This is a genomic window from Aestuariibius violaceus, from assembly GCF_040779325.2.
GTDB lineage: Bacteria > Pseudomonadota > Alphaproteobacteria > Rhodobacterales > Rhodobacteraceae > Aestuariibius > Aestuariibius violaceus.
The window spans coordinates 58917-72980 of sequence record NZ_JBFONT020000009.1 but is presented as its reverse complement, the minus strand read 5'-3'; the positions used below and the strand labels follow the sequence as shown (position 1 = coordinate 72980).

Annotated in this window: 13 protein-coding genes; 7 read left to right on the top strand and 6 right to left on the bottom strand. The window is 67.6% G+C overall.

Going from position 1 to position 14064, the window contains the following annotated elements; genetic code table 11:
- Window positions 1-23: 23 nt before the first annotated feature.
- The 6 genes from AADZ90_RS19175 (at window position 24) to AADZ90_RS19150 (ending at window position 6928) form a co-directional block, all read left to right on the top strand.
- On the top strand, window positions 24-2543 hold the full coding sequence (locus AADZ90_RS19175; RefSeq protein ID WP_367312411.1) for a putative PEP-binding protein: 2520 nt from the start codon (window positions 24-26) through the stop codon (window positions 2541-2543).
- 133 nt (window positions 2544-2676) lie between these two features.
- Window positions 2677-3366: a cell wall hydrolase gene (locus tag AADZ90_RS19170; RefSeq protein ID WP_367312374.1), complete on the top strand. Its 690-nt coding sequence runs from the start codon at window positions 2677-2679 to the stop codon at window positions 3364-3366.
- Window positions 3367-3426: 60 nt separating this feature from the next.
- Entirely contained in the window at window positions 3427-4350 is a 924-nt protein-coding gene (locus tag AADZ90_RS19165; protein ID WP_367312412.1) for a dihydroneopterin aldolase, read from the top strand.
- Window positions 4347-5339: a dihydropteroate synthase gene (gene folP, locus AADZ90_RS19160; RefSeq protein WP_367312375.1), complete on the top strand. Its 993-nt coding sequence runs from the start codon at window positions 4347-4349 to the stop codon at window positions 5337-5339. Before AADZ90_RS19165 ends, folP begins: the two co-directional genes overlap by 4 nt.
- A 34-nt stretch (window positions 5340-5373) precedes the next feature.
- Window positions 5374-6711 carry a phosphoglucosamine mutase gene (glmM, locus tag AADZ90_RS19155; RefSeq protein WP_367312376.1) on the top strand — a complete coding sequence of 446 codons (1338 nt, stop codon included), beginning with the start codon at window positions 5374-5376 and terminating at the stop codon, window positions 6709-6711.
- Between the two features lie 64 nt (window positions 6712-6775).
- Entirely contained in the window at window positions 6776-6928 is a 153-nt protein-coding gene (locus AADZ90_RS19150) for a hypothetical protein (RefSeq protein ID WP_367312377.1), read from the top strand.
- A 47-nt stretch (window positions 6929-6975) separates the two neighbouring features.
- Here AADZ90_RS19150 and AADZ90_RS19145 read toward each other — a convergent pair whose 3' ends face one another.
- The 5 genes from AADZ90_RS19145 to AADZ90_RS19125 form a co-directional block, all read right to left on the bottom strand.
- Window positions 6976-7893: a DMT family transporter gene (locus AADZ90_RS19145; protein ID WP_367312378.1), complete on the bottom strand. Its 918-nt coding sequence runs from the start codon at window positions 7891-7893 to the stop codon at window positions 6976-6978.
- 132 nt (window positions 7894-8025) lie between these two features.
- Window positions 8026-9048, bottom strand: a complete 1023-nt coding sequence (ilvC, locus tag AADZ90_RS19140) for a ketol-acid reductoisomerase (RefSeq protein WP_367312379.1) — start codon at window positions 9046-9048, stop codon at window positions 8026-8028.
- A gap of 85 nt (window positions 9049-9133) precedes the next feature.
- Window positions 9134-9565 (bottom strand): HAD family hydrolase, encoded by a 432-nt coding sequence (locus AADZ90_RS19135; protein ID WP_367312380.1) that lies wholly within the window; start codon window positions 9563-9565, stop codon window positions 9134-9136.
- Between the two features lie 59 nt (window positions 9566-9624).
- Window positions 9625-10809 (bottom strand): FAD-dependent monooxygenase, encoded by a 1185-nt coding sequence (locus AADZ90_RS19130; RefSeq protein WP_411997097.1) that lies wholly within the window; start codon window positions 10807-10809, stop codon window positions 9625-9627.
- A gap of 24 nt (window positions 10810-10833) precedes the next feature.
- A complete protein-coding gene (locus AADZ90_RS19125) occupies window positions 10834-11478 on the bottom strand; it encodes a pyrimidine 5'-nucleotidase (protein WP_367312381.1) in 645 nt (214 codons plus the stop codon).
- 85 nt (window positions 11479-11563) lie between these two features.
- Between AADZ90_RS19125 and AADZ90_RS19120 the strand changes: the two genes are divergently transcribed.
- Window positions 11564-12217, top strand: coding sequence for a GntR family transcriptional regulator (locus AADZ90_RS19120; protein ID WP_367312382.1), 654 nt, complete (start codon window positions 11564-11566; stop codon window positions 12215-12217).
- Here AADZ90_RS19120 and AADZ90_RS19115 read toward each other — a convergent pair.
- Window positions 12180-14057: a glycosyltransferase family 2 protein gene (locus tag AADZ90_RS19115; RefSeq protein WP_367312383.1), complete on the bottom strand. Its 1878-nt coding sequence runs from the start codon at window positions 14055-14057 to the stop codon at window positions 12180-12182. The two genes, AADZ90_RS19120 and AADZ90_RS19115, sit on opposite strands and share 38 nt — an antisense overlap.
- Between the last annotated feature and the right edge of the window lie 7 nt (window positions 14058-14064).

Here is a 14064-nt window from a genome sequence, read left to right as displayed (position 1 = left end):
CCCTGATCACGCCGACCGCCAGGATGGCGGCCGAGGTGCATGGGGGCCGCGCGAAGTGCCTGCAGCGGCTGATCCGCCTGGACATGCCGGTGCCGACGACGGTGGCGCTGAGCTTTGATGCGGTGCGCCGGATCGCCCATGGCTGGACCCCGGATATGGAGGCGCTGCTGGCACCGTTCGGGGAGGATCCGCTTTTGTCGGTGCGGCCCTCGTCACTCGACCCCGATTGGGGCGGGCCCGGGGCGGTGCTGAATATCGGGATGAACGGGGTGCGCCATAAGACGCTGGCCGCGCAGATCGGGGACGCGGCGGCGACGGCGCTGTATCTGCGGTTCATCCAGTCCTATGCGGTGAACGTCGCGCGGCTGGATGCGGAGCCGTTCCGCCATGCCGAAGGCGACCTTGACGCGATGCTGGCGGCCTACGAGGAAGAGACGGACGAGCCGTTCCCGCAGGACCCCGCGCAGCAGCTGTCGGAGGTGTTGCGGTTCATGGCGCGCGCCTGGGACGGGACGACGGCGCGGATTCTGCGCGAGGCCAAGGGGGCGCCCGCGGATGCGGGGCTGGGGCTGGTCGTGCAGGCGATGGCTTTGGGTGTCGGCGCGCCGGAGAGCGGCGCGGGCGTGATCCAGTTCGCGGACGAGGCGACCGGTGCGCCGCAGATCAAGGGCCGCTACAAGAGCCAGAGTCAGGGGCGCGATGCGCTGAAGGGGAACGGCGCGATTTACCTGACCAAGGATGCGCGGGGGCCGTCGCTGGAGGAGCTGTGCCCGGCGATCTATGCGGACCTCGTGCGGTTCGGGACGCTCGCACGCCAGAAGCTGCGCGAGGAGATGCAGATCGAGTTCACCATCGAGAACGACGCGCTGTTCGTGCTCGATGCGGTGCGCGTGCCCCGGTCGAGCCGGGCGGCGGTGCGGATCGCTGTGGCTCTGGCGGAGGACAAGATCATCCCGCGGGAGGAGGCGATCCTGCGGATCCCGCCTGCGACGCTGAACGATCTGTTGCACCGGCAGGTGGCGCCCGGGGCGGATCGGGATGTGTTCGCCCGCGGGATCGCGGCGAGCCCGGGGGCGGCGTCGGGGCGGCTGGTCTTCTCGTCATCGGAGGCGCAGGCGAGCGCGGCCCGCGGCGAGCCGAGCGTGCTGGTGCGCCGGGAGACCACGCCGGAGGACATTCGCGGGATGCATGCGGCGAGTGCGGTCGTGACGGCGCGGGGCGGGATCACCAGCCATGCGGCGGTGATCGGCCGGGGGCTGGGGCTGCCGTGCATCGTTGGAGTGTCGGCGCTTGCGATCGATCCCAAGTCGCGGACGGTGACCGCGAGCGGGCAGGTGCTGGCCGAGGGCGATCTGGTGACGGTCGACGGGCATACGGGCGAGCTGCTGGTGGGCCAGCCCGAGATGGTAGAGCCTGCCTTGGGCGAGGCGTTCCAGACGCTGCTCGACTGGGCGGATGCGGTGCGCGATATCGGCGTGCGCGCCAATGCGGACACGCCGGCGGATGCCGAGACGGCGCGGATCTTCAACGCCGAGGGGATCGGGCTCTGCCGGACGGAGCATATGTTCTTCGAAGGCGAGCGGCTGACGGTCATGCGGGAGATGATCTTTGCCGAAAGCCCGGCGGACCGGGCCGCGGCGCTTGACCGGCTGCTGCCGATGCAGCGGGCGGATTTCGCGGATCTGTTCAAGATCATGCGCGGGCTTCCGGTCTGTATCCGGCTGTTCGATCCGCCGCTGCACGAGTTCCTGCCGACCGACAAGGCGGGCCTGCGCGAACTGGCCGAGGCGCTGGACCGCCCCTTGTCGGACGTCACCCACCGGGCGCGCGAGATGTCGGAATACAACCCCATGCTGGGGCTGAGGGGCGTGCGGCTGGGCATCACGGTGCCGGAAATCTATGATATGCAGGCCCGCGCCATCTTTGAGGCGGCGGCGGATGTCGCCCGCCATGGGGATCCGGTGATCCCGGAGATCATGATCCCGCTTGTCAGCGCCCGGCGCGAGGTGGAGCTTGTGCGCGGCCGGATGGACGCGGTCGCCGCGGCTGTGCGGGCCGAGAAGCGGGCCGAGATCCCCTACAAGCTGGGCGTGATGGTCGAGACGCCGCGGGCGGCGTTGCGGGCGGGCGATATCGCGGAATCGACGACCTTCCTGAGCTTCGGGACGAACGACCTGACGCAGATGACCTACGGCCTGTCGCGCGACGATGCGGGGCGGTTCATGTCGGATTACGTGCAGAAGGGCGTCTATCGCGAGGATCCGTTCCACACGCTTGACCTGGAAGGGGTGGGCGAGCTTCTGGCGATGGGGGCGGAGCGGGGGCGGGCCATGCGGCCCGATATCGTCCTGTCGGTCTGCGGCGAACATGGGGGCAGCCAGGCGGCGATCGCCTTCTGTCGCGCCTACGGATTCGACTACGTCTCATGCTCTCCTTTCCGGGTGCCCGGTGCGCGGCTTTCCGCCGCCCGGCTCGCGATTTCGGAGCGGATGGGCTTTGCAGAGCCACCGCTCAAGCCAGGCAAGGTGCTGATCTATCAGTGATTTTTGCCGGATTTCGGTTTGGTTCCAGGGTGCGGCGGATTGGTCACAGTCCGGGGGTTTACCTGCGCGTCGCCTTTCTTTAGGTAGCCCGCTGTCCGCGGGTTAGGGGCCCGCCTAGAGGGGACGTTTGCTGATGTTTGTGAACAAGACCAGGATCCGCGCTGCGGCGGCGGCAGCCTTTGCTTTGTTTTCCGGGGTCGCTCTTGCCGATAACGCCGTCTACGACGACCGTATGTCCGATCTTCTTGACGAGGATCACGGCGCGATCGCCGCTGTGCCAGAGCTTGATCTGCCTGATATCGCCGCCCATGCCGATGCGATCGCAGAGGCGATGAACAACGATGTGCCAGAAGTTCGCTATGACCGCGATTTCCTGGCGGAGCTGCCCAAGGCCGATGGCGGCGAACAATGGGAGTGCCTGACCGAGGCGCTGTATTTCGAGGCCCGGGGCGAGAGTGTGCGCGGCATGTTCGCGGTGGCCGAGGTGATCCTCAACCGGGTCGACAGTGCGCGCTATCCGGACACGATCTGCGGCGTCGTCAATCAGGGGACGGGTCGGAAATATGCCTGTCAGTTCAGCTATACCTGCGACGGCATTCCCGAGGTGGTGAACGAGCCACGGTCGTGGGACCGCGTGGGCAAGGTCGCGCGTTTGCTGATGGATGGTGCGCCGCGGAAGCTGGCAAAAGGGGCCACCCATTATCACACGCGCGCGGTGAACCCGAACTGGGCGCAGGTCTATCCGAAGGTCGCCGCGATCGGCGCGCATCTGTTCTATCGCCAGCCGTCACGCACGGCGTCGAGGGCCGCCTCGACCGGCTGACGCTGGACGCGCGCCGCGCGCTTCGCTAAGGCAGCCGCGCCGGGAGAGGAGCGGCTGATGATGTCTGACGAGATCCATCTGGCCTTTGCCCATCCCGACGAACGCGCGGCCGCCACGGCGGATGGGCCGCGCGACCGGATTTCCCTGCGCGACCACGTGGTTGAGGTGGAGATTGGCGCGTTTCAGGCAGAGCGTGGTGTCCGGCAGCGGATCCGTTTCAACATCGTGGTCGAGGTGCGCCGGATCGAGGGGCCGGTCGACGATGATGTGGACCGTATCCTCTCTTACGACCGGGTGACCGAGGCGATCGCGGCGGAGATCGGGGCGGAGCGGATCAACCTTCTGGAGACGCTGGCCGAGCGGGTGGCGGAGCGCATCCTGATGGAACCGCAGGCGATGCGGGCTTTTGTGCGGATCGAGAAACTCGACCGGGGGCCGGGAGCCTTGGGGGTCGAGATCGTGCGGAGCCGGCGGGACGGTCTGCGGCTGGTCGACCGGGCGGAGGACCGTGCGCCGCATCCGCGGGTGGTGCTGCTGTCGCAGGAGGCTGTCGCGTCGGAGCATCTGACGGCCTGGATCGACGGGCTGGCGGCGGATCCGGTGCCTGCGATCCTGTGCGTTTGCCCGCCCGAGGTCGCGGCGCCAGTTGCCGCCGCATCGATGGCGCAGCGGCGGATTGATCTTCTGGCGCTGGAGCAGGCCGCTTGGGTTCTGGCCGGGCGCGACCGGCGATGTGTGGTAGTCGAGACGGCGACCGAGCTGGATTGGGGGATGAAGAACGGGCAGATCAGCGTCTGGGCGCCGTCGAAGCTGGTGCTGGACATGGCCCATGCCCATCCGCCGGGGCCGGGCGAGCCGGTTGCGCTGGCCGGATGGTTCGCCGGGCAGATGGCGGCGCGGGAACTGGTCTGCGTCGGCGTGACGGCTCTGGCGGCGGATGTGCCGGTGCGGGCGGTTGACGTGGCGGCGGCGAGCCTGGTGTGAGCGTCTATTACCGACCGATCCCGGTGATCAGCCACGCCTATGGCAACGCGTTGCCTTTGGCTGGGGGCTGGGAGCGGTTTCTGCATGCGGAACGGCTGGAGCGCGGTCGCCCGGCCGAGATCGTGCCGATCTGGGAGATCCCGGACGACCGGCTGGAGGCGCTGACGGCGCCGCGTCCGGCGATTGCCGGGATGGCATGGGACGCGCCGCGGCTGATGGGGATCGTGAATGCGACGCCGGACAGCTTCTCGGACGGGGGGCTCTACGAGACAGCGGAGGCGGCGATTGCGCAGGGGCGCCGGTTGATCGACGACGGCGCGGATTGGTTGGATATCGGTGGGGAGAGCACCCGGCCCGGAGCCGAGGCGGTGCCGGTGGAGGAGGAGGTCCGCCGGGTCGTTCCGGTGATCGAGGGGCTGGTTGGGACTGTGCCGATCTCAATCGACACGCGGAAGGCGGCGGTGGCCAAGACGGCGCTGGAAGCGGGGGCCGGTCTGGTCAACGACGTATCGGCAATGACCTATGACCCCGAGATGGCGGCGGTCGTCGCGGCGGCGGGGGCGTCGGTCTGTTTGATGCACGCGGCGGGAGACCCGAAGGTCATGCAGGACGATCCGCGCTATGAGGACGTGCTGCTGGACGTCTACGACGCGCTGGAGGCGCGCCGGGATGCGGCGGAGGCGGCGGGGATCGCGCGGGCGCGCATCGTGCTGGACCCCGGGATCGGGTTCGGGAAGACGTTGGAGCATAATCTGGCGCTTCTGCGGGGGCTGTCGCTGTTTCACGGGTTGGGCTGCGTTCTGCTGCTGGGCGCGTCGCGGAAACGTTTCATTGGCGTGATTGGGTCGGCGGAAAGCCCCGCTGACCGGGTGCACGGATCGGTTGCCGTTGCGCTGCACGGCATCCGCCAAGGGGTGCAGATTTCCCGTGTGCATGATATGGCTGCGACACGGCAGGCGGTGGCGCTGGAACGGGCCTTGCAGGGATAAGGGTCCGAGGCGCGCCGCAGAGCGAGGACAGGCGATGCGGAAACTTTTTGGAACTGACGGGGTGCGCGGGCAGGCAAACGTGCATCCGATGACGGCCGAGATGGCCTTGGCTTTGGGCGCGGCGGCGGGGCGATACTTCCGACGCGACGGGTCGAACGTGCACCGGGTGGTGATCGGCAAGGACACGCGGCTGTCGGGATACATGTTCGAGAATGCGCTGACGGCGGGCCTGACCTCGACCGGGATGAACGTGCTTCTGCTCGGGCCGGTGCCGACGCCGGCGGTGGGGCTGCTGACGCCGTCGATGCGGGCGGATCTGGGGATCATGATCTCGGCCAGCCACAACCCGCACGAGGATAACGGCATCAAGTTCTTCGGGCCCGATGGCTTCAAGCTGTCCGACGAGGCGGAGGCCGAGATCGAGGCGCTGGTCGAGGCGGGGACTGAGCCGACGCTGGCCGCGAATATCGGGCGGGCGAAGCGGATCGATGACGGGCGATTCCGGTATCAGGAACGGGTGAAGTCGACTTTTCCTGCGGGCATGCGGCTGGACGGAATGAAGGTCGTCGTCGATTGCGCCAACGGGGCGGCCTACAAGACCGCGCCGGAGGTGCTGTGGGAGCTCGGGGCGGAGGTGATTCCGGTCGGCACCAGCCCGAACGGAACCAACATCAACAAGGATTGCGGATCGACCGCGCCGCAAGCTGCGGCCGAGGCGGTGGTGAGCCATGGCGCCGATGTGGGCCTGTGCCTCGACGGGGATGCGGACCGGATCATCATCCTCGACGAGACGGGCCGGGCCGCCGATGGCGATCAGATCATGGCGCTGCTGGCCCGGCGCTGGGCGGAGGAAGAGCGGCTCAAGGACGGGACGCTGGTGGCGACGGTGATGTCGAATCTGGGGCTGGAGCGGTTCCTCGATGCGCAGGGGATGCGGCTGGAGCGGACCAAGGTCGGGGACCGCTACGTGGTCGAAGCGATGCGTCAGAACGGCTGGAACCTGGGCGGCGAGCAATCCGGCCATATCGTGATGACGGATTACGGGACGACCGGCGACGGTCTGGTCGCGGGGCTGCAATTCCTGGCCGAAATGATCCGGTCGGGTCAGCCTGCGAGCGCGCTGTCGCAGGTCTTTACCCCCGTGCCGCAGCTTCTGCGGAACGTGCGGTATTCGGGCGGTGATCCGCTTTTGGTGGCGTCGGTCAAGGCACGAATTGACGATGCGGAGGTGCGGCTGAATGGCAAGGGGCGGCTGCTGATCCGCAAGTCGGGGACGGAGCCGCTGATCCGGGTCATGGCCGAATGCGAGGACCCGGATCTGCTGCAGCAAGTGGTGGGAGAGATTGTCGCAGAGGTAGAAGCGGCGGTCTGAGGAACCTTCCGGACTTTGAACTAGTTTAACGCTTAGAAACTGGTTCGAAACACTGGAGTACAAGATGGAGAGCTTTCCACTGATCGCCCTTCTTGCGCTCGTGACCTTTGGTATCGTCATTGCCTTCGCGCTCATGAGCAAACGCAGGACGGAAGAGAAACTTGAAGATCCAACCGCGCCAAGATCGCGATTGGCCGACGACACGCCCGCAGAGTGACGGTGTGCTACAGGATGCAAAAGCCCGGCCTTTCGAGGCCGGGTTTTTCATGTCTTGCGGCGGATTAGCCGTCTCAGGGTCGGCCACTGCGTGACGGTGATCCCGCCGAGGATCAGCAGCAGGGCCAGTGCCAGCTGCGGCGGGACGGGTTCGCCGAGGACGAGCGCGCCGAAGATCACCGCCCAGACGGGCACCTGAAAGTTCGTGAGCGACATGAATTGCGGCCCGGCGCTGCGGATGACGAGGACGCGGAGGAGATTTGCGCCTGCGGTCGGGATCAGGGCGAGGACGACAAGGGCGGTGAGCGCGGTCGACGTTTCGATAGCGGGCAGGCCCTCGCGGATCAGTGCGATGGGCAGCACGATGGCGGCGCCCACGGTGAGCTGAGCGGCGGCGAGCCGGATCGGCTCGATCGGCGGGCAGAGGCGGGTGGCGATCGATGCCGTGGCATAGCAGGCTGCCGCGCAGAGGCAGGCGGCCTGGCCCCAGACCTCGGCCAGCCCGTCAGCGCCCCCGTCGAACCGGCCCCAGAAGAGCGCAGCGACCCCGCCGACGCCGAGGAGCACGCCGATGGTCTTGCGCAGGGTCATGGTCTCGCCGGGGACGAAGAGGTGGCTCAGCGGTAGGACAAGGAGGGCGATCATCGCCATCGAGACGCCGGCAAAGCCCGAGGCGACGCGCACCTGACCCCAGCTGAGCAGGAAGAAGGGCAGGGCCGCGCCCATGGCGCCAATGAAGAGCATGTAGGGCCACCGTGCGCGCCCGTCCGTCTCCACCCTATTTGGAACGACTTGCACGATGGCGAGCATCAAGGCCGCGGCGAGCGTCAGCCGCCCCGCCGCGACCCAGAGCGGGCTGAACCCCTCGAGCGCCAGTGCCACGCCGATGAAGGTCGCGCCCCAGACGAGGCCGAGCGTGACGATCATCGCCCAAGAGGCGAGGGTTGGGGCGGAGGGTTGGGTCATGGGAGGGTCAATGGCAGGTCGGGTGGGTGCAGGCAATTGCCGACGCTTCGCTGCCCGTCGAACGATCCCTAATGAAAGACGGCGCCCGGTTTCCCGGACGCCGCACCGATGTGTCAAAGGCGCCTGTCGGCGTTAGTTCTTTTCCTGATCCACCAGCTTGCCGGCGGAGATCCACGGCATCATGCCCCGAAGCTTCTTGCCGACCTCTTCGATCTGGTGTTCGTCGTTCAGGCGCCGGGTCGCCTTGAAGAAAGGCTGGCCCACGGCGTTTTCCGACATGAAGTCGCGCACGAAGGCGCCGCGCTGGATGTCGGTCAGAATGCCTTTCATCCGCGCCTTGGTCTCTTCATAGGGCAGGACGCGGGGGCCGCTGACATATTCGCCGTATTCGGCGGTGTTCGAGATCGAGTAGTTCATGTTCGCGATGCCGCCCTCATAGATCAGGTCGACGATCAGCTTCACCTCGTGGAGGCATTCGAAATAGGCCATCTCGGGGGCGTAGCCCGCCTCGACCAGGGTTTCGAAGCCGCAGCGGATCAGCTCGACCAGGCCGCCGCAAAGCACGGCCTGTTCGCCGAAGAGGTCGGTTTCGCATTCTTCGCGGAAATTCGTTTCGATGATGCCCGAGCGCCCGCCGCCGATGGCCGAGCAGTAGGACAGCCCCAGTTCGAGGGCTTTCCCCGAAGCGTCGGTGTCGACGGCCACGAGGCAGGGCACGCCGCCGCCCTTGGTGTATTCGCCACGCACGGTGTGGCCGGGGCCCTTTGGGGCCATCATGATGACGTCGATGCCGGGCTTCGGTTCGATCAGGCCGAAATGCACGTTCAGGCCGTGGGCAAAGGCGATGGCGGCGCCTTCGCGGATGTTGTCGTGGACATATTTCTTGTAGGTTTCGGCCTGCAATTCGTCGGGCATGGTGAACATGATCAGGTCGCACCAGGCGGCGGCCTCGGCGATGCCCATGACCTGCAGCCCTTCGCCTTCGGCCTTCTTGGCAGAGGCCGAGCCTTCGCGCAGGGCGACGGCCAGGTTCTTGGCGCCGCTGTCGCGCAGGTTCAGCGCGTGGGCATGGCCCTGGGAGCCGTAGCCAAGGATCGCGACCTTCTTGTCCTTGATGAGATTCACATCGCAATCGCGATCGTAATAAACGCGCATCTTTGTCCCTCCGCTGGCCCGTCCCCGGGCATCATTCTTGCGTCCGGAGCCTTCTAGCGGTTTTGCCCGCGAGCGCAATCCGCCGTCAGAGGCCGAGACTGCGCTTGAGCGCGTCCTTTGCGAGGGGGGAGTAGCGGAAGCTGCGCCAGCCCTGCCCGGCGGCGGCGTTGACGTTGGTGCCAGAGGCGTCGATCAGCATCGCCTCGCCCGGCTTGATTGCGAGCGTATCGGTCACGGCATCGAAGAAGGCGGGGTCCGGGCGGGATGAGCCGAGGAGCCCCGAGGCGAAGACCTGTTCGATGGACGGCCAATCGCCGAGATGCGTTTCGATCAGGGTTGCGCGTTCCGCATCGGCATCCGCCAACGCAACGTGCCGCAGGGATTTCTGGGCCAGGACCTCGGCCCAGAAGAGGAGGCTGTCGTCCAAGTCGATGGAATCGGCCGGGTCGGCCCGATTCAGCACGCCGTCGAAATCCCAGGCGATGACCTTGAGGTCGACTTTCGGAAACAGACCCATGCGCGCGCCTCCCGTTGGTCAGGATAGCCCGAGGAGCCGCCCCTTGTCACTGCGGCAGGTCACCCACCGAGCCCGAGCCGCATCAGGCCGCGTCGGATCGGCGGGATGTCGTGGAGGGCGCGCATGGCGATGGAGCGAACCTGCCGGACCGCCGGGTGGCTCGCCATCGAGGCCCGGTTGAGAAGATCGACGCCAGCGACGCGGAGGCCGACCTCCAACCGGCGCTTTCGGTCGTAGCGGTCGAGCATCGCGCGGCTGCCCAGCTGATCGGGGGCGGCGCGGGCGAGGTCGCGGAGGCAGACTATGTCGGCGAGGCTCATGTTGAGGCCCTGCGCGCCGATGGGCGGCACCGCATGGGCGGCTTCAGCGATGAGGGCCGTCCGTTCCGCCGCGAACCGCTGGGCGATGAGGCTGGACATGGGCCAGGCGGTGGGGCGGGTGACGGGGGTGAGAGGCCCGAAGAGCGCCTTGCTGCGGGCGGTCGCCTCTTCCGCGAAGGCGGCGTCGTCGAGGGCCAGCATGCGGTCGGCCTCTTCCGTCGCCTCCATCCAGACGATGGCAGAGCACGGGGTGCCGTCCTGGTCGGGGAGGGGGACGAGGGTGAAGGGGCCGCCGCTTTGGTGGATCTCGGTCGAGACATTGTTGTGGGGCACGGGATGGGTGACGGCGAAGCTGAGGGCTTTCTGGGGGTAGCGGACCTGCCTTGTGCCGATGCCCAGCATCCCGCGCACCGGGGAGCCCTTGCCGTCGGCGGCGATGAGCAGCCGGGCGGCGATGCGAGCGCCGTCGGAGAGAGTGATGCGCGCCTCGGCCTCTCGCGTGAGGATGTGTGTCGTGGCGAAACCGGTGCGGAGCGTGACGTTGGGCATCTCATCGATCCTGGCCAGAGCCTCACGCCGGATCAGCCAGTTCGTCAGGTTCCAGGCGAAGGGACGATCGGAGATGTCGGCGGCATCGAAATCCCGGCTGGCGCCGCCTTCATCGGCGATGCGCATGATCTGGAGCGGCATGGCGTGGGGGTCGAGGCGCGGCCAGAGGCCGACCTCCTCCAGCAGGGCGCGGGCGGGCTGGAGAAAGGCGGTCGTTCGGGTATCCGCGCCGTCCGTGTCCGCCTCTGTCACGGGCGGGGCCGGGTCCACGCAGAGGACGCTGAAGCCCTCGTTGCCGAAGGCGATGGCGGCCGTCAGCCCGGCGATCCCGCCGCCGGAGATGAGGATGTCGGTGCGTTCGATGTCCATAGTCATGATCTAGGCGATCCAGCGATCAGGTCACACGATCTGCGACAGAAAGCCCGCGAGGTCGTCGGTGTGATGGTGGATATGCGGCGCCGGATCGGGTTCGCCCGCGACGTGGACCGTGCGCAGGCCGAGGGCGAAGGGAGTTTCGAGGTTGCGGATGTCATCCTCGAACATGGCAGAGCGGTCGGGGGTCAGGTTGTCGCTGTCGAAGATCGCGTCGAAGGCGGCGCGCTGGGGCTTCGGGACGTAGTCGGCATCTTCGACGCCGTAGATCGCTTCGAACAGGTCGGTCAGGCCACGGGCGGCGAGGATGCGCGCGGCGTGGCCGCGGCTACCATTGGTGAAGACGATACGGCGGCCGGGCAGGGCGTCGATTGCGCGGCGGAGGCCGGGATCCGGCGCGAGCGCGGCGAGGTCGATGTCGTGCACATGGTCGAGGAAGCCGTCGGGGTCGATACGGTGTTCTGCCATCAGGCCCGCCAGCGTTGTGCCGTAGCGCTGCCAGTAGGTGCGGCGAAGGGCATGGGCGTCCTGTCGGCCGAGGTCCAGGCTCTCCATAATCCAGTCCGCCATCCTTTCTTCGATCTGGTCGAAGAGGCGGGCATCGGGAGTATAGAGCGTATTGTCGAGGTCGAAGACCCAGTGGCGGATCGGGGCGAAGGCGGTGCGTGGCATGATCGGGACGCTATCGGTGCGGGCGCCGGGGTGCAATCGGTGGCGGAGCGGATTAGGATAGGGTGGCCCGCAGGGAGAGGCTGCCATGGTCGACGCGAAAATGCCGTTGAAAGACGCTTATGACATGATCCTGGAAGCGATCGATGTGGGGATCTACCGCCCCGGCGACCGGCTGGTGGAAAGCGAGCTGGCCGAACGGTTTGGCGTGTCGCGGACGCCGATCCGTGAGGCGTTGCAGCGGCTTGAGACGCAGTCGCTTTTGACGCGGGATGGGCGGTCGTTGATCGTCGCGTCGCTCGATCATTCGCAGCTGGCCGAGCTTTACATAGTTCGGGGAGAGCTTGAGGGGCTGGCCGCGCGGCTGGCGGCGACCCACGCGACGGACGAAGAGATCGCGGTTCTGCGGGATATGGCGCTGGCCGACCGCGCGCTTGTGGGCGATCCGAAGGCGCTGAGCCGGGCGAACCGGCGGTTCCACCGGCAGATCCATCTTGCCTCCCACAACCGGTTTCTGGTGCAGCAGCTGGACCTTGTTCACCGGTCCATGGCGCTGTTGGCGACCACATCGCTGGCCGCCGAGGGGCGCGGCGCCGATGCGCTGGAAGAACATGAGGCGATCGTCGAGGCCATCGCGGCGCGCGATCCGGACGGCGCTTATGCGGCCCTGCGGGATCATTTGTCGAAGGCCTACATGACCCGGCTCAGGCTGGATGCGGAGGCTGTGGAGGCGGCGGAGTGACCGATGCCGCCGGGCCGAGGAGCAGGCCATGGGCGGTCTTGTCCCAGTAGAAGGGACGGCAGGCGAGCTCCCACAGCGCCTTGTAGGAGGCGAGCGCGGCCAGCGGGAAGTAAAGGTGCATCATTGGCAGCCACCAGGCGAGGCCGCGATGGGTCGTCCTGCGAAGAGCAAGGAGGCCGATGATGAGATTGACCAGCTCCGAGAGGAGGAAGAGGCTGATGATCGGCCAGAGCGCGCTGCCCAGCAGCTCGCGCGTCGCGGCTAGCCCGCCGAAGGGGATCAGCCAGAACGACCAGAAGACCGGAGCGAGCGTGAATTGCGTGAGGGTGCCGAGGAAGATCACCTGAACCGCGAAAAAGCCCCGCGGCCCGAGCTCCCGCCAGAGCTGGACGGGGCGGCGCATATGAACCGCATAGGTGATCGCGTAGCCCTTCAGCCAGCGGGACCGCTGCTTGACCCAGGGCCACGCGCGGCCATTCGCCTCTTCCCCCGTGACGCTGTCCAGGAGCTCTGTCCGGTAGCCCCGGCGGGCGAGCCGGATGCCGAGATCGGCATCTTCGGTCACGTTGTGGGCGTCCCAGCCGCCGAGTTCCTCGAGGATTTCTCGGCGGAAGAACAGCGTCGTGCCGCCCAGCGGGATCGGCAGGCCCAGCTTGCGGAAGCCGGGCAGGATCATCCGGGACCAGGCGGCGTATTCGATGGTGAAGCAGCGGGTCAGCCAGTTGACGTGAGGGTTGTAGTAGTCGAGCGCCCCCTGAAGGCAGGCAACATCAGGGCCGAAGGCTGCGAAGCGGGCGGCCACCTTGCGCAACTGGTCAGGGGCAGGCGCGTCCTCGGCGTCGTAGATCCCGATGATGCTGCCCTGGCAGAAGTCGAGCGCGAAGTTCAGCGCCCTTGGCTTGGTCTTGAGCGTGCCGCGGGGGACGGCGATCGTGCGGATCCAAGGCGGCAGGGGGGTCTTGAGGAGGGTCTTGCGGGTGGTCTCGTCATCCTCTTCCAGCGCGAAGCGGATTTCGAGGCGGTCGCGGGGGTAGTCGATCGCGCCGAGGCGGGCCAGCAGGTGTTCGGCGATCCGCTTCTCCCGCAGGAGGGGCACGATGACGGAGATCACTGGCAGGCTATGGGGGACGGCCGCGGGTTCGGCGTGGTCCGGAGCGCGGTCGCGGATGACCTGCCAGGCTGCCAGCGCCTTGACGGTTGTCGAGGCGATGAGGGCGAGGATCGTCCAGCCGCAGATGGCGACGACCGTTGTGGCGGGGGCGAGTACCAAGGCAGTCAGGAGGCTCGCCAGAGCGAGGCCGAGGACGAGCGCGGCCCGGCCTGCCTTCCAGTCGCGGCAGCTTTCGGAGGCGGCGACCCGGGTTTCGGCCCGGTGGCGCAGGCTGTGACCCGCCGCGCGACGCAACGCGCCCTCCAGCGCCGATTGGGTCGTTACGGCCATCCGGATGCGGCCGAAGGTCTTTTGTAGCGCGTCCCGGTGACGGGCGAAGCTGTCGGGCCAGGGGGTTAGCACGATGACGGCCCCGCCGGCCTGCCGCCAGGGCAGAAGGCCGAGGCGGGCGGCCCGGTGGGCGCCGAAGCGGGCAATGAGCGCCTCGTCGGGCAAGGTTCCCAGAGGGTCGATGAGTGCGGCGCCGTGGGCGATGGCGGCGGCTTTTGCGGTTTTCTCCTCTGCCGTGGGGGAGGGGAGGGCGGCCCGTGCCTTGTCCCGCGCCGCACGAATGACCGAGAGGGGATCGCGGGGGGCGCCCGAAATGCGACCGAGCGGGCCGGACGGTGCCGGGACCTCTTTCCGGTGGTCCAAGGGCGCTGTGTCGCGTCCTGCCGTCATGTCGTTCATGGCTTCG